The sequence below is a fragment of the Paraburkholderia hiiakae genome (assembly GCF_904848665.1).
Classification (GTDB): Bacteria; Pseudomonadota; Gammaproteobacteria; order Burkholderiales; family Burkholderiaceae; genus Paraburkholderia; species Paraburkholderia hiiakae.
The window spans coordinates 158,237-176,848 of the sequence record NZ_CAJHCQ010000014.1 but is presented as its reverse complement, the minus strand read 5'-3'; the positions used below and the strand labels follow the sequence as shown (position 1 = coordinate 176,848).

General features: G+C 59.6%; 15 protein-coding genes. 4 read left to right on the top strand and 11 right to left on the bottom strand.

Translation table 11 applies throughout. The features are described from left to right. The first annotated feature begins 530 nt into the window (after window positions 1-530). The gene (locus JMY28_RS25135; RefSeq protein ID WP_201698592.1) at window positions 531-1,529 is read left to right on the top strand and encodes a LysR family transcriptional regulator; all 999 of its coding nucleotides are present in this window, start codon (window positions 531-533) and stop codon (window positions 1,527-1,529) included. Window positions 1,530-1,880: 351 nt separating this feature from the next. Further along, window positions 1,881-3,926, top strand: coding sequence for an FUSC family protein (locus JMY28_RS25130; protein WP_201698591.1), 2,046 nt, complete (start codon window positions 1,881-1,883; stop codon window positions 3,924-3,926). Window positions 3,927-4,296: 370 nt separating this feature from the next. Here the strand turns inward: JMY28_RS25130 and JMY28_RS25125 are convergent, their stop codons facing one another. The 9 genes from JMY28_RS25125 to JMY28_RS25085 form a co-directional block, all read right to left on the bottom strand. Continuing rightward, on the bottom strand, window positions 4,297-5,283 hold the full coding sequence (locus JMY28_RS25125) for a porin (RefSeq protein ID WP_236597032.1): 987 nt from the start codon (window positions 5,281-5,283) through the stop codon (window positions 4,297-4,299). 599 nt (window positions 5,284-5,882) lie between these two features. Further along, window positions 5,883-6,647 carry an SDR family NAD(P)-dependent oxidoreductase gene (locus JMY28_RS25120; protein ID WP_201698590.1) on the bottom strand — a complete coding sequence of 255 codons (765 nt, stop codon included), beginning with the start codon at window positions 6,645-6,647 and terminating at the stop codon, window positions 5,883-5,885. 45 nt (window positions 6,648-6,692) lie between these two features. Further along, window positions 6,693-7,751 carry an alkene reductase gene (locus JMY28_RS25115; protein WP_201698589.1) on the bottom strand — a complete coding sequence of 353 codons (1,059 nt, stop codon included), beginning with the start codon at window positions 7,749-7,751 and terminating at the stop codon, window positions 6,693-6,695. A gap of 48 nt (window positions 7,752-7,799) precedes the next feature. Continuing rightward, the gene (locus JMY28_RS25110; protein WP_201698588.1) at window positions 7,800-8,819 is read right to left on the bottom strand and encodes an XdhC family protein; all 1,020 of its coding nucleotides are present in this window, start codon (window positions 8,817-8,819) and stop codon (window positions 7,800-7,802) included. A 42-nt stretch (window positions 8,820-8,861) separates the two neighbouring features. Continuing rightward, window positions 8,862-9,386: a DUF302 domain-containing protein gene (locus tag JMY28_RS25105; RefSeq protein ID WP_201698587.1), complete on the bottom strand. Its 525-nt coding sequence runs from the start codon at window positions 9,384-9,386 to the stop codon at window positions 8,862-8,864. Between the two features lie 99 nt (window positions 9,387-9,485). Beyond that, window positions 9,486-10,343 (bottom strand): FAD binding domain-containing protein, encoded by an 858-nt coding sequence (locus JMY28_RS25100; protein ID WP_201698586.1) that lies wholly within the window; start codon window positions 10,341-10,343, stop codon window positions 9,486-9,488. Then, window positions 10,340-12,712: a xanthine dehydrogenase family protein molybdopterin-binding subunit gene (locus tag JMY28_RS25095; RefSeq protein ID WP_201698585.1), complete on the bottom strand. Its 2,373-nt coding sequence runs from the start codon at window positions 12,710-12,712 to the stop codon at window positions 10,340-10,342. The genes JMY28_RS25100 and JMY28_RS25095 overlap by 4 nt, the downstream gene beginning before the upstream one ends. Next, entirely contained in the window at window positions 12,705-13,211 is a 507-nt protein-coding gene (locus JMY28_RS25090; protein WP_407945536.1) for a (2Fe-2S)-binding protein, read from the bottom strand. Before JMY28_RS25090 ends, JMY28_RS25095 begins: the two co-directional genes overlap by 8 nt. Window positions 13,212-13,297: 86 nt before the next feature. Continuing rightward, window positions 13,298-13,759 (bottom strand): SRPBCC family protein, encoded by a 462-nt coding sequence (locus tag JMY28_RS25085; protein ID WP_201698583.1) that lies wholly within the window; start codon window positions 13,757-13,759, stop codon window positions 13,298-13,300. 212 nt (window positions 13,760-13,971) lie between these two features. On the opposite strand from JMY28_RS25085, the gene JMY28_RS25080 reads away from it, so the two are divergent. Beyond that, complete coding sequence (locus tag JMY28_RS25080; RefSeq protein ID WP_201698582.1) at window positions 13,972-14,526, top strand: TetR/AcrR family transcriptional regulator; 555 nt, start codon at window positions 13,972-13,974, stop codon at window positions 14,524-14,526. Window positions 14,527-14,574: 48 nt separating this feature from the next. Here the strand turns inward: JMY28_RS25080 and JMY28_RS25075 are convergent, their stop codons facing one another. Beyond that, window positions 14,575-15,711: a thiolase family protein gene (locus JMY28_RS25075; protein ID WP_236597031.1), complete on the bottom strand. Its 1,137-nt coding sequence runs from the start codon at window positions 15,709-15,711 to the stop codon at window positions 14,575-14,577. A 284-nt stretch (window positions 15,712-15,995) separates the two neighbouring features. On the opposite strand from JMY28_RS25075, the gene JMY28_RS25070 reads away from it, so the two are divergent. Continuing rightward, window positions 15,996-16,976, top strand: a complete 981-nt coding sequence (locus JMY28_RS25070) for a helix-turn-helix domain-containing protein (protein ID WP_201698580.1) — start codon at window positions 15,996-15,998, stop codon at window positions 16,974-16,976. Between the two features lie 53 nt (window positions 16,977-17,029). Here the strand turns inward: JMY28_RS25070 and JMY28_RS25065 are convergent, their stop codons facing one another. Continuing rightward, window positions 17,030-18,589 carry a DHA2 family efflux MFS transporter permease subunit gene (locus tag JMY28_RS25065; protein WP_201698579.1) on the bottom strand — a complete coding sequence of 520 codons (1,560 nt, stop codon included), beginning with the start codon at window positions 18,587-18,589 and terminating at the stop codon, window positions 17,030-17,032. Window positions 18,590-18,612: the final 23 nt, after the last annotated feature.

Below are 18,612 nucleotides of genomic sequence, written 5' to 3'. Positions count from 1 at the left end.
AAAGTGTGGCATCAAATTATCAGGATATTTCATACTTTTTCAGTAAGACAGGAGGCAATGGCACGGTTGTACTGCTACCGTCGTTCCATACTCACTTACGAGAGAAATGCGCCAAAAGAATCATGATCAGCGTCGCATAGCGATTGCAGGTTTTAATGGCGGATGCCAGTGTGACCAATCCAATAACCCTTAACGGGATTTAGGGCAGCACACGGTTTTACCTTCGAACCACACGGGGCCAGAACAGAAGAGCGAAACGTGCCAACATGGGGCGACGTGCTACTACTTCCCCGGCAGACGCCATGTCTGTGTATTGGGTCTATAGACTACCTTAGCTCTGCTCGGGCGCGCGCAGTATTCTGGAGATGCTGGCCGATCCGAATGGCACACTTGTTTCGAAAGACAAGATTATGAAGCGCGCCTGGCAGAATCAGTCACGGAAGAGCGAAATCGTCGCGTGATATTTGAGCAGTTCGCAAACTACTGGGATCACAGCCGGATTTCTCTTACGCGCCTAGCAAGAAGGTTTAATGGATACCCTGCAAAACATGCGCGTGTTTGTACGCGTCGTCAACGCCGGTAGCTTCACCGCCGCTGCGCAGTCACTCGATTCAACGACGGGCGCTATGTCGCGTGCCCTGTCGGAACTGGAGACGCATCTACGCACCCGCCTGCTCAATCGTTCGACGCGCCGGCTAGCGCTCACGCCCGCTGGCGAACTATATCTCAACCGCTGCATACAGATCCTCGCAGATGTCGACAGCGCTGAGGAAGAAGCGAGTTGCGCACACGAGCGCCCGGCAGGCGTTCTGCGCATGCACAGCTTCGCGAGCATCGGGCAGCAGTACGTGTTGCCCGCGATCTCGCGCTACCGAGCCATGCACCCCGAAGTCACCGTCGAGCTGACACTGTCGCAGCATATGCCGAATCTATTCGAGGGTACCAGCGATGTATCACTCGTTGCTTCCTCTTCGGCGTTGCCGGATTCGAATCTCGTTTCTCATCAGTTAGGAACGACATACAGTATTCTATGCGCTTCACCAACGTACTTGAACGCGCACGACTCGCCACGCGAACCAGCCGACCTCGCACATCATGAGTGTCTAATACTGAAGACACTGGCTTTTCCCGCACACGAATGGATGCTTGAGGGCCCAAACGGCAACGTCGAGATGCATGTCGATGGTCCGCTCCACGTGAATATTGCTGAATCGCTCCTCGTCGCAATCCGTGAAGGAATTGGTATCGGCCCGCTTCCGGTCTATGCAGCTATCAACGAACTGCGGAACGGCACACTGGTGCGGGTGCTGCCCCGGCACATCTTGCAGAAAATGCACGTTTACGCGCTTTATCCTTCGCGAAAATTCGTCGATGCAAAGACGAGGACGTGGGTGGAATTTCTGCGTTCGCATCTTCCGCAGGTAATCGCTCGAGATACAGCATCGCTTGAAGACCTCATGCGTACGATACCTGATGACGCCTGTGACGATCAAATTTCCTCCGTTAGCTCAATACGCGGAGAATATTGAATCGAGCACGGGAAAGTCGGATTACGACGATTGGGAGTCGAGCGCGGACGCTTGCCGGCCCAGGTCCCGTCATTCGCCGAGCGCGGCGGGCGACCACTCGTGTGTCAAACACCAACTCATTAGCCGACGCTCATCAAAGGAAGGGTGTACCACCGAGTTATGCTTCGATACAGAGCAACGTCCTGTGAGCGTCCCAGCGGAGAGGCCGCAGCGTTGCCGCCTCGATGCGCCCGCAGTCATGTATGATCGACCAGGCAGATTTTGGCGAAGCACAGCATACCGTTGATCGTTTCACTGCGAGCCCGGCAGGTCTGCCAGCCGAGAAACTGCTATCCCCCCGTGATTTCTAAGATGAATTTCCCTTCGCTGCGCGACTGGATTTTTTCTCTAAAGACCTTCTTCGCGGGGATGCTTGCGCTCTACATCGCGTTCTACTACGATCTTCCGAGGCCGTACTGGGCGTTGGCGTCGGTCTATATCGTGTCGAACCCGTTTGTCGGTGCGACACGATCGAAGGCGCTTTATCGCGCGCTAGGCACTGTGCTTGGCGGAGTCGCTTCCGTTGCCCTTGTGCCGCCTTTCGCGGAGACGCCTTATCTGCTGAGCGCGCTCATTGCGTTATGGACCGGTGTCTTCGTGTACATTTCGATCTCGACGCGAGCCGCACGCAATTACGTTTTTCTACTCGCCAGCTATTCGCTGTCCGTCATTGCGCTACCGGCATTGTCTAACCCGTTGGGCATCTTCGATGTGGCCGTGGCACGAACCGAAGAAATCACGCTCGGCATCGTCTGTGCGAGCATCGTCGGCAGTGTCTTTTTCCCCAACCGGCTCGCGCCGACGCTGATCGAGCGAACCGACTCGTGGTTCCGCGAGGCTGCGCTCTACGCGAAGGAATCGATGGCGGGGCAGGTTGCGGGAGCGCTTGTTACGGGAAGCCGCCAGAAGATGGCGTTGAGTGTGCGCGGCTTCGAATTCCTGTTGAGCCAGTTGGCCTACGATCATGTCAGCCCGGTGATTCTCGCTCGCAGCGAGCAACTGCATGGCCGAATGCAATTGATACTACCCATTACCTCCGCACTTGCGGACATTCTAGCGGCGGCGCAGAAATCAGAGCGCGTCATTCCTGCGGAAATCGCCGAACTGCTGCGCGATCTTGAGCGCTGGATCGACGAGCCACTCAGTGAAGACCCCGAGCGCGAGGCGCCGCTATTCCGCACGCGCATTGCACAACTGGATCCGGCCTGCAACGAACTGACGACGTGGCAGACGGCGCTGCTATCCAGTGCGCTCTGGCGCTTGCGGCAACTCGTCGATCTGTGGGTCGATTGCCGGACATTGCGCCGTATCGTTGTTCACGATAGCGGGCATTGGAGGCCACGATATCGGCATTGGCGGATCGGCACGCGGCACGCGTTTCTCGACCAGGGCCTTGCCGTGTTCTCCGCTAGCTCGGCAGCGCTCGTCATCTTCATTGCGTCGTGCCTGTGGATTGCTTCGGGTTGGCAAGACGGTGCGGCGGCGGTGTCCCTGGGCGCCATTGGCGTCTGCTTTTTCGCAGCGCTCGACGAGCCTGTACCGATGATGATCACTTTCCTGAAGTGCGCGACGATAGGCGTTGTCATTTCGGCGTTCTATCTGTTTGTCGTGTTGCCGAGCGGCCAGGAGTTCCCTCTGCTCGTCATTTTCTTCTCGTTCCTGTTCATTCCTCTCGGACTGTTGATGGCACGTCCGAAATGGGGGCTGATGTCGACGCTCGTCGCTTTGACGACCGCAACCTTTCTCGGTATCGACAGCGTTTATGACGCGAACATTCTGACCTTCCTGAACGGCAATCTCGCAGGGCTCGCCGGTGTCATGTTCGCTTCGGTGATGACGGGGGTCATCCGTCCTTTCGGAACGGACGCGGCGACTTCGCGGCTGACCCGATCCAGCTGGAGGGATGTCGTTTTGAGCGGTTCGGCATTATCGCTCGGTCAGCAGCGCGATTTGAATGCACGCATGCTCGACCGGCTCATGCAACTCATTCCGCGCGTGGCGCCGAGCGAGGAGTTCAAGCACCCGTCAACCGAGAGCCTGCGCGACATGCGAATTGCGCTCAATACACTCGACCTGCGCCGACTCTCGGGCAAGTTTTCCGGCGAGTTACCAGTCGTGTTGAACCGCGTGATCGACGAAGTGCGGGCGCATTATGGACGATGCCTCGAATCCGGTGAGCGGCAACCCATACCGCCCATGCTAGCAGTCGACGTCGATGCCGCCATCACGCGGATCATGGCCGACTTCGCGGCCGCGCCCGATGAACCTGGCTACAAGCTTCGCAAAGGTGTGCTGCACACGCTGATCGGACTCCGGCTGTCGCTGTTACCAGATGCGACACCTGTCGACGCTGCCTGATCGGGAACGGTCATCATCCGGCACCTCGCTCTTCGAGACTGCACAGACGTCGGTGCGCTAGCTCAATCCATAGTCGACGCTTGCGTCGGCCCATCGGCTTGACAGAGGTGGCTCGTAGTCGAGCCGGTCAGGGGCAGATATGGGTAGCCGACGCACTGCTCCACAGGAAGTAGCCTTTTGCATGGCGGAAGCTTGTATGAATGGAGAGGGTCGATTTAGCGCATCGGGCGGAGGTCAGCCAACAAGAGCCGTCCACCGCTGCTTGCGCATGGACGGTCGAGGTCAGCAACGCGCTCGACAGCGGACCGGCGTTGCAACGATTGCCCGGGCACCCGAGGCGGGGTCCGCGTCGTAGGGTATGAACGCGTCTTTAGAACATCGTGCGCAGTCCGACCGCGACGCCCACCTGATTGGTCCGGCCAATCGTGTTCGTCGGAACGCCCTCGCCGTTGACCCCGCCCGGATAATCGGCGGAGAAGGCGCCTGTGCCGCGCGCGAAGTCCGTGATTCCGTAGACTTCCGTGCGCTTCGTGAACGAGTATTCGGCGAGAACGGTAGCCGATTGGTTCACCCCTTTGCCGAGCGTGCCATCGAGCAGTTCGGCATTGCGCGTCTGCCCGTAGTAGTAGGCGAACGTGAACAGCAGCGCTGGCATGGCGTGCCAGTTCGCACCGATGTACCAGGTGTCGTCGATACGGTTCGGGCTGCCACTCCCCTTCAGAGTCGGCGCGCCAGATTGCTGCATGTAGATGTCAGTCAAACCAGTCTGGTCCTGCCCTCGCAGCCAGCCGGCCAGGAGGCGGATTTCGTGGGTGACCTGAAACGCGCCGCTGATGTGCAGGAAGTTGCTCTTGGCGCCGTTGATCGAACTGCCGACACTGGTGCCAACCGAAGACCCAGTCGCAGATGTCGGAACGGAGACCTGCTGGAAACCCGCGTTGAGCATGGCAGGGCCGTACGTGTACGTCAGTTCCACGGCATAGGTGGCGCCGAGACCGAGCGCGCCAGGCTGGTTGCCAAAACCGTAAAGGGCATTGATATCCAAACCTTCGAAGCTGCCCTTGTACTTCACCGAGTTGTTGACTTCGAGGTAAGGGCCGATGCCGTTATACATCCAGCTGTTTTGCCAATAGTTTCCAACGGTCAGCGGGTCGAAGATATCGCCCAGGGTGTCGTAGGCCGGCGCATATTGCCTGCCAAAGGTCAGCGAGCCCCACGTTTTGTTCGACAGGCCCGCGAATGCTTGCCGACTGAACAATGTGCCGGGGACATGGAGTTGCCCATTGAAGGGATGACTTTGATTTCCATACAATTTTCCGGTTAGATGCACCCAAGCCAGGCGTGGGTTTGCCAACATTTGAAATAAATGTCATAAACCTCGAATTCGAAGTGGTGACCATGTGAACCGGGCGTCGTCTCGCGATGTGCCAACGGACGCCATGGTATGACAATTTTGTGGACCGTGATCGGGCACTCTCCTTCGTCGCTGCGCCCCCAACCCGGCATCCCGACTTCTACCGCGGCACGAATGATTTTGCATCGCTACGCCATTCGGGAATAAAACGTTGCCGCTGGAAGCGGTCCTTCGGGCTCTCATTTTCAGTCCCTCTCTGCGCAATTACATAGGATCGCGAATAGTTCGATAATTCCTTGTTGAATTCATTAGTTCTGCGTGGCTGACATCGTTCGCCCGCAATCCCTCCAGCGAAAGCTTCATCCTCAATGCGGCACTCGCCGATAGCAGGGTTTGAAACGAGTATAGAGACTCACGCCGGCGCAAGGTGTGCGAGGCGCCAAACGCCCCCGATACTCAGTTCGCTGCGCGGCATCAGGACGTCAGAGCAGTGCGGCGTCGGCGCGTCAGCCGCGCGCGATACCCCTTTGCCTGAAGACCGGCTTTGCGTATCGTGCCGTGTCGGGCTTGAAACGTGTACTCATCGATCACGAGACGCGACGCTAAGCCGTAGCGCCTCCGTCTACGCTGATATTCTGGCCGTTGATATAGTGGCCAGCCCCTGAGACGAGCAGAAGGGCCAGCCCCGCCACATCCTCGGGCCTCGCGATGCGCCCCATGGGAATCGTCGCGACGGTCATCTTCTCGCGCTCGGGATTCTCCCAAAGCATGCGGGAGAAGTCCGTGCGCACTGCGCCCGGGTTGATCGAATTGACGTTGATGTTCGACGGCCCAAGTTCGACAGCCAGGTTGCGTACCAGTTGATCGATCGCTGCCTTCGACATGCCGTACAAACCGAGCACCCCAGTGCCCCGCTTCGCTGCGCGGCTCGACATGAAGACGATAGAACCATACTTACGCTCGATCATCTGCGGAGCGAGTGCCACGACGAGTTCGAAGCTGCCGCGTACGCCGTCGGCCATGGCCTTGTCCAGTTGCTCCGACGTCTGACCCAGCAGCGAACCGGCAGGCGGATTGCCCGCTGCATTGAGCACGAGCGCATCCACGCGCCCGAACGCCGCAAGCGCATCGGCCGCGAAGCGTTGCACGCTCTCCGGTTCGGTGATGTCGCACGCGAATGCCGCGACTTCGCATCCACATTCCTCGCGCAAACGGACCGCGGCTGCATCGGCCGTTTCCTGACTGCGTCCGGAAACGACGAGTTTCGCGCCCGACAAGCCGAGTGCTCGCGCAATCTCAAAGCCCATGCCCTTTGTCGATGCAGTAATGACGGCAACTTTGCCTGTGAGGTCAAACAGATTGTTCACGATCGATGCTCCTTGAAAAGGTTTCCCTGCCTGCCATGTGCGCGTTCAGGCGGTGATTGACGGATAGTCGGTGTAGCCTGCGCTGCCGGCTCCATAAATGGTACTGGCATCCAATTGATTGAACGGAGCCTCGAGGCGCAGGCGTTCGACAAGATCGGGATTCGCGATGTAAAGCTTCCCGAACGCCACCGCGTCGGCCTCACCCTCTTCGACAAGGCGCCGCGCCGATTCCCGCGTGAGGCCGTCATTTGCGATAAACGCGCCTTTGAAGCGCTCTCTGACGAGCGGCGCAATCCGGCGCGGCGTATTGAGTGATTCGCGCCCGAAAATGAATGCGAGGCGCCGTTGGTTCAATTCCTCGGCCACGTAGCCGAAGAGCGAAACCGGATCGGAATCGGACATCGAATACGAACTCGACATCAGGTTCAGGTGAATGCCGACTCTATCCGCAGGCCAGACCGTCAATACGGCGTCGACCGCTTCCAGGAGGAAGCGGGCCCGGTTTTCGATCGAACCGCCATAGCGGTCGGTGCGCTTGTTCGAGCCGTCATGGAGGAACTGATCGAACAGGTAACCGTTCGCTGCGTGCAACTCTACGCCGTCGAAGCCCGCACGTTTTGCGTTTTGTGCAGCTCGCCGGAAGTCTTCGACGATGCCGGGTATTTCGTCTGTCTGCAGCGCGCGCGGCACGTCGTATGCCTTGCGGGGATTGCTCAGGGTGACGTGGCCTTCCGGTGCAACGGCGCTCGGGGCCACTGGCTGCTCGCCATCAAGGTACACCGGGTCGGAAACGCGACCCACGTGCCAGAGCTGGATCACGATTTTGCCGCCGGCCCGATGCACGGCTTCGGTGACATGCGACCAGGCCTGTACCTGATGCTCCGCCCAGATCCCTGGCGTGTTCGGATAGCCAACGCCTTGCCGCGTCACCGACGTTGCCTCAGTGAGGATAAGTCCGGCGCTGGCGCGCTGAACGTAGTACTCCTCGTTCAAGGGACCCGGTGCTCGCTGGTCAACCGCCCGCATACGCGTCAATGGCGCCATGACGATACGATTGCGCAGTTCCAGCGAGCCAAGTTTGATGGGATCGAACAAAGTAGGCATGATGTATTCCAGTTCAGAATTTCAGGGCCACGCAGCAAGATGATGTGGTCACGCCACCACGCAGCCACGGCTCAAGCGCTCGCGTTGCCCCGCTTTTGCGAATCGCACTTCCATGTGCACCGGAACGGCAACGCCGTTCTTCGCGGCAGTGAGTTCCGCAAGAATCGAAATGGCGATCTCGGGCGGTGTGCGGCTCCCGATGTGCAGACCCGCGGGACCTTTCATGCGCGCGATTTGTTCGTCATCCAGATCGAACTCACGCAGACGCAGCCGCCGCGCATCGTTGTTTCGCCGCGATCCCAACGCGCCAATGTAGAAGGCAGGCGTTCTGAGCGCTTCCATCAAGGCGAGGTCGTCCAGCTTCGGATCATGCGTGAGCGCCACGACCGCGCTGCGCGCGTCGAGCCGCATCGCCGCTACGACGTCATCGGGCATGTCGCGCACGAGCGCTGCATCCTGCACGTCCCATACGTCGGCGTACTCCTCTCGTGGATCGCACACGGTCACCTGGTAGTCGAGGCCAATAGCCATTCGCGCAAGATACTGTGAAAGCTGGCCGCCCCCAATCACGAGCAAACGATAACGCGGTCCCAATTCGGTTTGAAGCGTAGCGCCGTCGAAGCGCAGGCCATCGATCAAGGAAGCGGGTGAAAGGCTCACCTCCCCTGTCGACAACTCCAGGGTGCGCGTGACGAGACGCCCCGACTCCAGTGCGTTCAGCAGTTGTGGCATTGCGCTCATGGTGCTGAGCGGTTCGAGTACAAGTTCGACGGTGCCGCCACACGGCAGGCCAAAACGATGGGCTTCGTCCGCGCTGATGCCGTAGCGCAGCGTGTCCGGAAGACGCTGCTCGATGCCGCGATGACGCACCTTGGCAATCAAATCGTCTTCGATGCAGCCACCAGAAACCGAGCCCACCGCCAGACCGTCTTCGCGGATCACAAGCATTGAGCCTGGCGCGCGCGGCGAGGACCCCCAGGTCCTGACGACGGTGACGAGCAATGCACGGCGCCCTTCGCTGAGCCAGCGGGTTGCGGTCCTCACGACGTCCATGTCCACACTATCCATCTCTTCCCCTTCACTGCACCCTGCGCTACGCACCGGGTCTTCTCAAGACCGCGTTGCCAACTGAGCCGCATGCTCGATGACATTGGCAAGCTTGCCATCCAACTCGCGCCCCACCGCCGCGACATCGGCATTGCCAAACTGCCCGAACAGCGAGGAGGGCTGGTCGTACTCCACGCGCACGATTCCAGGTGCGACTTCATAGACGAGCACAGAGAGCGGCGCATAGAGGCCTGCGCGAATATCGTGTCGCGTCATCTGGAACGCGATGCGTGGATTTCCCAAGATATAGCGGATGGCGTGTCGTTGTATTCCAGCGAGGCTGAAGAGCATCCCGTGGTTCTGCATCGAAAAGATCATCAAGCCTTGGTCCCCCTCCATCTGCTTCAACCGTGTGTCCGCCTCGGCTGGGTCCGTCTGAAGCAACGCCTTCAGTGAAGCGGGATCGAAGCGGCCCAGCAAGGCTTCCAGGTGTCGAGTGAACGGATCGAAATCGACCTTGATGTCCAGACAGATGTGGGTAACCTGAATCTCTGTGGCTGACGTTTGAATTGCAGTGTTGGTGTCCATTTTGGTTAGCGGCTCGCAGTATGTCGTGATAGAGGAAGCGCCCAAGCCAATCAAGATGGCAACGAGCGCAAAACCGTGTCTCCTCATAATTCTGTCATCCTAAGTATTTCGCACGGCATCTGTAAGTGCCCGTCTGAGCATGACCTTGGCCAACTGCTTACGGTACGCGCCGTCGGCAAAACCGTCCTCGAGCGGCGTCACGTCGACGAAAGCGATCTCGGCGAGACGATTGATCTCTTCTGAAGACCCGTTGAACTCGCTAGCGAGCGCGGCTTCAACCGCACGCGCACGGAATGCCGTCTCGGCCACGCCGGTCACACCAATCATGCCGCCCGTGCAGCGATCGCCTGCATAGCGCAACGCGACAGCGGCCGCCGCGACTGCATACCCTGAGGCAGGGTGACGGAACTTCCGGTATGCCACGCGATCGGCGCCGGGCAACGGGACGAGAATACGCGTCAGCATCTCGTTCTGCTGCACCGCTGCCGACATGAAGCCTGTGAAGAACGCATCCGCCGGGACCACGCGCGAACCCGCAACGCTGGCGATTTCCATTCGGGCATCGAGCGCCAGCATCACCGCCGGCCAGTCAGCAGAAGGATCGGCGTGCACGAGCGAGCCGCCGATCGTTCCACGATTGCGCACGGCCGGATCGGCAATGACGCTGGCCGCCATGCGGATCAGCGGCAGCACCTCCGCCAGCCGCGCATCATTGCCAAGCTCGGCATGCGTGGTCGCGGCGCCAATTGCAACGTGATCGTGATGGATCTCGACGCCGCGCAGATCCGGCAACCTGCCAACATCGATCAACCGGGAGACACCGGCGAGGCGCAGTTTCATCAAAGGTATCAACGAATGGCCACCGGCCAGCAACCTGGCGTCGCTGTCGCTGGAGAGGACGTCGAGTGCATGCGCCACGCTGGTGGCCCTAACATAGTCAACTGCAAAGGGAATCATGCCGCACTCCTGGTGGCGGTTTGGATCGCGCGCCAGATTTTCGGCGGCGTGAGCGGCATATCGAGGTGTGAGATGCCAAACGGCCTCAGCGCGTCGCAGACGGCAGAGACGACAGCCGGCGGCGCGCCAACGCAGCCAGCCTCGCCAATACCCTTTGCACCGAGAGGATTGGTCGGCGACGGCGACACATGGAAGGCGGTGCGCATACGCGGGATCTGCTCGATGCGCGGGAACCCGTAATCGAGCAGGGACCCGGAAAGAAGCTGGCCGCTCTCGTCATAGCGGGCTTCTTCGTAGAGCGCCTGGCCGATGCCCTGCGCGATGCCCCCGCGCATCTGCCCGTGACACAACATGGGATTGATGAGCGTGCCGACGTCGTCAACCGCGACGTAGTCGAGCATGCTCACTACGCCCGTTTCCGGATCGACCTCCACTACAACAGCGTGACATCCGTTCGGCGCACCCATTGCGACGGGCTCATAGAACACGCGTTCATCCAGTCCCGCCTCCATGTCGCGCGGTAATTTGCTTGCGACATAAGCCATCCTGGCGACCTCGGCAAAGGACACGGTGGCGCCAGCCTCCCCGGAAAACGTCCCACTTGCGTAATGCACGCCCTCTTCCTGCGCCTCAAGCATGATTGCGGCAATCTTTCGGGCTTTGGCCAGAATCTTGCCCGCCGCTACGTAAGCCGCTGAGCCGCCTACCGGCATGGAGCGCGAGTTGAACGTGCCATGGCCAGCCAGCACGCGATCCGTATCACCCTGCACGACGTCGATATCTTCCATCGGCAATTGCAGCGCCTCGCCCACGATCTGGGCGTAGCTGGTGGCGTGGCCATGGCCCTGGGGCATCGACCCGCTGAACAACGTCACCTTGCCATCCGAATGCACGCGCAGGTGTGCGCTTTCCCAGCCGCCACGGTCGAAGCCGACCCGGCGCAACAGCTGGGAATTCCCCATGCCTACGAGTTCGAGATAGCAGATCACGCCAATGCCGATATACCGGCCTTGCTTGCGCAGCGTCTTCTGTCGTTCGCGCCAGCCTTCGTAGTCGATCATTTCCGTGGCTCGCGCGAGGCAGGCTTCATAGTCGCCACTGTCCCATTTGGCACGCGCGTTGTTATGCGGCTGATAGGGAAACTGGTGCGCCTGCACGAGATTCAGGCGGCGCAGCGCAACGGGATCGATGTCGAGCGCGCTGGCTACCGCATCCATCGTCCGCTCGATGATATAGGCGGCCTCGGGCCGCCCCGCGCCGCGATAGGCATCGACAGGCGTGGTGTTGGTCGTCACGAGGTCGACCTGTACATCCACATTGCTGATCTGGTAGTTGCCGGTGACGTAGCTCGCCGTGTTGATGGTTGGGATGCCGGTTCCCATGTTGGAGAGGTAAGCGCCCAGGTTGGCGTACGAGCGGACCTTGATCCCCAATACCTTCCCTGCATTCGTGACGGCAGCGTCCACATATTCCACGTGGTCGCGCCCGTGCGTCGTGGCCACATGGTTCTCGCTGCGCGTTTCAGTCCAGCTGACCGGCCGTCCAAATTTGCGGGACGCAAAGGCCACCAGCACTTCCTCGACGTAGAAATGCATCTTGCACCCGAAACCACCGCCGATATCCGGGGCAACGACGCGAATCCGATGCTCTGGCCACCGCAGCGTCTCGGCGAGCCAGCGGCGCGACATGTGCGGGACCTGGCTGGGCAGAATGAAGGTGAGCCGTTCGTCCAGGGCATCGTAGCTCGCGCAGAGCGCACGAGGTTCCAGCGGACTCGGAATCAGGCGCTGATTCACGAGGCGAATGGACACGACGCGGTCGGCCGCCTTCACAGCCTCTTCGTAATCGCCGCCTTTCACCTTGAATATGCCGATCAGGTTGCCGGGCACATTGTCGTGAAGTTGCGGTGCGCCGTCCTGAAGCGCAGCTTCTGCCGCCACGACCACGGGCAGTTCGTCGTAGTCCACCTGCACGAGTTCGGCGGCGTCGGCTGCCGCCTCGCGCGTCTCTGCCACCACCAAGGCTACCGCCTCTCCGGCGTAGCGCACGCACTCCGCCGGCAGTACCGGGTGTGGCGGCACAATGGAATTGCCCACCACCCAGTTCGGACGGATTTCGCCGATCTTGCCTGCGATGTCGGTATGGGTCAGCACGCCGACTACGCCGGGCAGCGCCAACGCCGCCGCCGTGTCGATATCCCGGATCCGCGCATGCGCAAAAGGCGACCGCACGAATGCGGCGAATGTCATCCCGGGGAATTGGTGATCGTCGGTAAACCGGCCCTTGCCGCTCATCAGGCGCTGGTCTTCTCGCCGCTTGATGGACTTGCCGATATAACGATTGCCCACGTCGTTATGCCCTTCACTCATGGCTCACCTCCGCTACCGGTTGAACCGCAAGTTCCCTCAGTTGAGCCGCAGCAAGCAGGACTGCGTCCACGATATTCTGGTATCCGGTACAGCGGCACAGGTTGCCGTGCAGCGCCTCGCGAACCGCTTCTTCAGAGGGATCGGAAGTAGAAAGCAGGAGCGCGCGCGCGGCTATCAGCATGCCTGGCGTACAGAATCCGCACTGCAGTCCATGACACTCGTTGAAGGCGCTTTTCAGCACCGTAGTGATGGAATCCTGCTCCATGCCTTCGATGGTATGCACGTTGCAGCCTGCGCTTTGCACCGCCAGGACGGTGCACGATTTGGCAGACTTTCCGTCGATCAAAACCGTACAGGCACCGCATTGCGAGGTGTCGCAACCGATATGCACGCCCGTCAGACGCAGGAAATCTCGCAGAACATGAACAAGAAGTTGTCTTGGTTCTGCCTCAATGGTGCGCAGCACATCATTGACGGAATTTTGTATTTGCATGGGTATCACCCTATCGCGCTGTCCGCACGTCTAGCCAGACAAATCGAGGTTCTCGGAGCCTTGACAATCTATTGAATGATAATCGTCATACTTCAGGGCGAGGCTGCATCCTCACACTCGCTCACCTGCTTTTCAAACTGCAAAAAGAAGTCCGCAAGAAATTTGCTTGCGATCGAACCAACCAGTCTGGAACCGATTTGCGCGAGCTTGCCGCTAAGCTGCGCGGTGGCCGTATAGTGCAAGGCGGTTCCGCCTTCGATGTCCTCCAGGTGAACGTCGGCGCTTAGCTTGCCAAAGCCAGCGATCCCGCCACTGCCGTTCCCTTCAATTCGATAACCGGTGTCCTCGCGCAGATCCAAGAAGCGTGCGCTGCCTTTGAATCGCGCCTTGATCGGCCCGACGGCCGCCACGATGACAGCGTCATAGCTGCCATCTGCTGCGCGCTCATAGTGTTCGCAACCAGGCAGGCATCGCTGCAAGGTCTGAGGGTCGTTGAGCCACTGCCACACGGCGGCACGGGATGCGTTGATGCGCTGTGATCCTTTGAATTCCAAACTACCCTCCTTTAGCCTTCAATGTACGCACCGATAACATGCTATGGAGCTGTATCGTCGCGGTCAAGTGCTGGCCGGACGAATCCCGGCAGGTGTTTACCCCAGCGCAGCGCCTAGTGCGCCTTCCCGCGTACGGGAAACGCTATGCAATGACGTTCATCATCTTATATATTGACCATACTTTTCAGCACCCGCCTAACCGGAGCCAGTCAATGCGTTACCCCGCCGAGCACAAGGAAGAAACCCACTTCAGGATCGTCAACGCCGCTGCGAAGGCGTTCCGAAAGCACGGGGTCGACGGCATAGGCGTCGCACAACTTATGAAGGGCGCAAAGCTCACGCATGGCGGCTTTTATGCGCACTTCGAATCAAAAGACGCCCTGATCGTCGAAGCCATCGAGGCGGCCTTTACCCAGATGACCGCACGCCTCGAAACCGCGGTGTCCGAAGCGCCGCCCGCTCAACGCCGGCGCGCCATGTTCGACACCTACATGACACAGGCGCATCGCGATCACCCGGAAGCGGGCTGCGCGATTCCCTCACTCGGCGCGGATGTTTCGCGTCTGAACGCCGACGCAAGGCGTGCTTTCGCAACGGGCATCAATAGCCTGATCGAACTGATTGCCGCACAGGAGGAAGGCGCAGCGTCGCGCGCGGAGGCCATCGCGACTCTTGCGACCCTGGTGGGCGGCATGGTATTGGCGCGCTCGGTCCGCTCCAACGCCCTCTCCCAGGAAATCCTCGATACGTTGAGAAACCTGGGGTAAGCTGGATCCGATCCGGCCCGCACGGCAAGACGCTCGGGCGCAGACGACCTAAACCGCTTCGAGAATCGTCGCAATACCCTGCCCACCGCCAATGCATTGGGTAGCCAAAGCAAACTGGCCGCCCTCCCGGGCAAGCAGCGCAGCGGCTTTGCCGACCAGGCGCGCTCCCGTCGCGCCGAGCGGATGACCGATGGCGAGGGCGCCCCCGTCGATATTCGTGCGATCAGGATCCAGCTCCAGATCTCTGACACAAGCGATAGCCTGACTGGCAAAAGCCTCGTTGATCTCCACCACGTCGAGATCACGCGCGGAAATCCCTGCGCGTGCCAACGCCTTGCGAGTCGCCGGAATCGGCCCGATTCCCATCAATTCCGGCTTGCAGGACGCGACCGCCGCACTACGAAGTTTCGCGAGAGGATGCAATCCATTGCGTCGGGCAAATTCTGCAGTACAGAGCAGGATCGCCGATGCTCCATCGGTCAACGGCGAGGACGTGCCAGCGGTCACACTGCCTCCCTCGATGAAGGCGGGCTTGAGAGAGCGCAGTGCCTCCAGATTCGTACCGGGGCGGATACAGCTATCTTTCGACACCAGACCTTGGGGGGTCTCAATCGGGACGATTTCCGCGTCGAGCCTGCCGTCTTCACGCGCAGCCGCAGCCTTTGCGTGCGAAATCATGGCGAGTTCATCCTGGGCCGCGCGATCGACACCAAACTCCTTCGCGACGTTCTCCGCCGTCATGCCCATCGAAACGTAGGCTTGCGGATAGTCTTCCTGCAATTTCGGATTGGGCGAGCGATTGAAACCACCCTGCGGCACTCGCGTCATCGACTCTACCCCAGCGCAAATGAACGCTTCACCAAGCCCGAGCGCGATCTGACCGGCGGCGTAGTGCACAGAAGACATCGAAGAGCCACAGAAACGATTGATCGTCACGCCCGGGACGGTGTCACCAAATCCGGCCAGGAACCCAATGATTCGCGCGATGTTCAAGCCTTGCTCTGCTTCTGGGTAAGAGCATCCGACTACGATGTCCTCAATCATTGCAGGCTCAATGCCCGTGCGGGACAACAATGCCGAAACGACCTGGGCAGCAAGATCGTCGGGGCGGACATCGATCAGCGCACCCTTGCGGGCGAAGTGAAACGGCGAGCGCGCAAATGCAGCTACTACGATTTCTGACAAGTTAATCTCCTGATGTTTGCAGCGCGTACTGGTGGTGTGACCAGGCACCGCGGGCTCGTCCGAAATCGACTGAGCGAACATGCAGGCTAATGACAGTGACCTATCCTGACAACGCCATGCTGCACATCAATTTGTTGCCGTTCCGGTAACCTTGGCCTTCAGCCCTCGGATGCATTCACCGATCGGCAATATGCCGCCTGCCGTACGCGGCCACAGGGTGTAATCTAAAGATTGAGCAAGCGCATCCAGTAGAAGAGACGCGCAACTCGAGACAGGAGACGAACTTGCGAAATGCTTTCACCGAATGGTCGATCGAGCAGGTTCCCACGAGCGATCGCACAGACGCATGGCAGGACGCGCTAAGCCGAAGCTACCGCGAGTGGCAGGTGCCTCAGCGTCTTCCTGCAACCTTCTATGCACGGGTAAAGCAGCATGATTTCGCAGGCTCCGGCATTGTCGAAACGGTCTGCGATCCCTGCATAGGGCAAAGGACACGGCGCCAGCTAGGACACGACGACGACTTGTACGTGGGGGTTCAGTTGACGACGGCGGGCCGTGAACGATTCCAGATCGGGGATGCGGGAGTGGAAGTGACTTCGGGCGACCTGGTGGTCTGGACATCCGATCAGGTGGTTCAGTTCGAGGTTATCGAGCGTCTCCACAAGGTGACGCTGATGATTCCCTGGTCGTTGATGCGGGAGCGCCTGCCGGAGCGCAAGCGACCGCCTTCTGGAGGCAAGATAGAGAGCCGCAGCGGCGTTGGTTCGCTATTGGCGGTTCATCTTCTTGCGCTATCCAATCAGATCGGCGCACTGGATCAGAACGTTCAGGAATCCGTGAGCCGATCCACGCTGGAACTGCTTGGCATCGCGCTCTCCGGCCTGCAACCCTCTGCGGTTTTCGATGCAAGCGCAGCGATGCTCAGACGCGTTCAGGACTTTATTCTCCTGCACCTTCATGAAGACGATCTGAATCCGACGCGCATTGCCGAAGCGAATCATATTTCGCTGCGATATCTCCACATGCTTTTCCAGCGCAGCGATATGACCGTGTCCGGATATATCCTCAACAGTCGCCTTCATGCATGCAAACAGGCGCTGACGGATCCGGCTTTCCAGAGGCTCCAGATCTCCGAGATTGCATTCCGCTGGGGCTTCAATTCAGTCAGTCACTTCTGCCGGACATTCAAGGAACGCTACGGGATCTCGCCGAGCGATGCCCGCCGTGCAGCCCTGGGCAGTATCGTTGCGAACCGCGCAAGCTAAACCGGCACTCAGAGCCCCCAGCGTTCCTCCCGCGAGTCTGGCCGCTTCGGCTCTCAATGCGCTGCAGCTGCGGCGTCGCTTCCTGCAGCCGACTTGCGCGGCTTCTTCGTAATCCAGATCAGCGGAATAATGACTATCATCACGAGCGCCGAACCGTAGAAGACGTCGTTCAGTCCCATCATTGCTGCCTGCTTCTGCACCACTTGATCAAAGAGTGCATATGAGGCACCCTGGCCCAGGTGAAGCAACGAATGATAGGCATCGATCTGCTGGTTGAACATCGGGTTGGTCGGGCTCGACTGATTCGTGAGAATCTCGTGATGCAGAATCGTTCTGTTATTCCAGATCACATTCGCGATCGAGGTGCCGATGCCGCCGAAGAACATCCGTGCGAAAGTCGAAAGTCCGGCTGCTGCAGGGACCTTGGCTGGCGGTTGGCCCGACAGGATGATCACCGTCAGCGGAGCAAAGAACAGTGCCATCGGAATGCCCTGCAACAGGGTCGGCAGGATGATGAAGCCTTCGTTGATATCGGTGTAAAAGAACGAACGCATGTAGTACACGATCGCGAAGCCGATAAATGCACATGTGCCGATGATTCGTGCATCCGAGCGCGGCAGGATCTTACCCATGATCGGCGCACCGATCACTGCGAAAATGCCCAGTGGCGCCGTTGCCAGGCCCGCGTCCACAGCCCGGTACCCCAGGTATTCCTGCATCCACTGGGGAAGCAGCACGAGCGTCCCGAAGAAGATCCCGTAAGCAACCGCAATCGAAACCGTTCCGCCCAGAAAGTTTCGCTCTTTGAATAATGTGAGATCCACAACCGGATTCTTGTCCGTGAGTTCCCAGATGATAAACAGCGCAAGCCCCACCGCTGCGGTGATCGCGAGAACAATAATGGTGGTCGACGAAAACCAGTCGAGATCCTTGCCCTTGTCCAGCATCACCTGAAGCGATGCCACCCAGACGATCAGCAGCAGCAAGCCCACAATGTCGACCGGGATCTTCTTGCGCGCGGTGTCCCGATGGCGGTAGAGCGCCCAAACGCCCCCTGCCGATAACAGCCCAACAGGAATATTGATGTAGAAGATCCACGACCAGCTATAACTGTCGGTCACCCACCCGCCCAGTGCGGGCCCCACGATCGGCCCCGTGACGACAATCATCGAGAACAACGACAGCGCAAGCGCCGACTTGCTCTTCGGCCACGAACTGAGCAGCAAAGCCTGCGACATCGGGATCAGCGGCCCCGCCACCGCGCCCTGAAGCACTCGCGCCGTCAGCAGGATGGGAAGCGTTGGCGCCACACCGCACAACCACGAAGCGATAACGAAGAGCAGAATCGATCCCACGAACAGGCGCACCTGCCCCAATCGCTGTGTCAGCCATCCAGTCAACGGGATCGATACGGAGTTCGCGGCGGCGAATACCGTGATGACCCACGTTCCCTCGTCGCCGGAAACGCCCAGGTTACCTGAGATGGTTGGAATGGCGACATTCGCGATCGAAGAATCGAGTACGGTCATGAAGCCTGCAAGTCCCACGCACAGCGAGCCGAGGGCAAGGGTCGCCCCACTGAGGGGCGGGTGTTCCTGATGACTGGTAGTCATGGCAATCCGGATAAGGTTGACTG

Excerpts from the sequence above, each read along its gene's own strand:
- JMY28_RS25135 (WP_201698592.1), top strand. The coding sequence starts at position 531 with ATGGATACCCTGCAAAACATGCGCGTGTTTGTACGCGTCGTCAACGCC.
- JMY28_RS25130 (WP_201698591.1), top strand. The coding sequence starts at position 1,881 with ATGAATTTCCCTTCGCTGCGCGACTGGATTTTTTCTCTAAAGACCTTC.
- JMY28_RS25125 (WP_236597032.1), bottom strand. The coding sequence starts at position 5,283 with ATGTTGGCAAACCCACGCCTGGCTTGGGTGCATCTAACCGGAAAATTG.
- JMY28_RS25115 (WP_201698589.1), bottom strand. The coding sequence starts at position 7,751 with ATGCCTACTTTGTTCGATCCCATCAAACTTGGCTCGCTGGAACTGCGC.
- JMY28_RS25110 (WP_201698588.1), bottom strand. The coding sequence starts at position 8,819 with ATGGATAGTGTGGACATGGACGTCGTGAGGACCGCAACCCGCTGGCTC.
- JMY28_RS25105 (WP_201698587.1), bottom strand. The coding sequence starts at position 9,386 with ATGGACACCAACACTGCAATTCAAACGTCAGCCACAGAGATTCAGGTT.
- JMY28_RS25100 (WP_201698586.1), bottom strand. The coding sequence starts at position 10,343 with ATGATTCCCTTTGCAGTTGACTATGTTAGGGCCACCAGCGTGGCGCAT.
- JMY28_RS25095 (WP_201698585.1), bottom strand. The coding sequence starts at position 12,712 with ATGAGTGAAGGGCATAACGACGTGGGCAATCGTTATATCGGCAAGTCC.
- JMY28_RS25080 (WP_201698582.1), top strand. The coding sequence starts at position 13,972 with ATGCGTTACCCCGCCGAGCACAAGGAAGAAACCCACTTCAGGATCGTC.
- JMY28_RS25065 (WP_201698579.1), bottom strand. The coding sequence starts at position 18,589 with ATGACTACCAGTCATCAGGAACACCCGCCCCTCAGTGGGGCGACCCTT.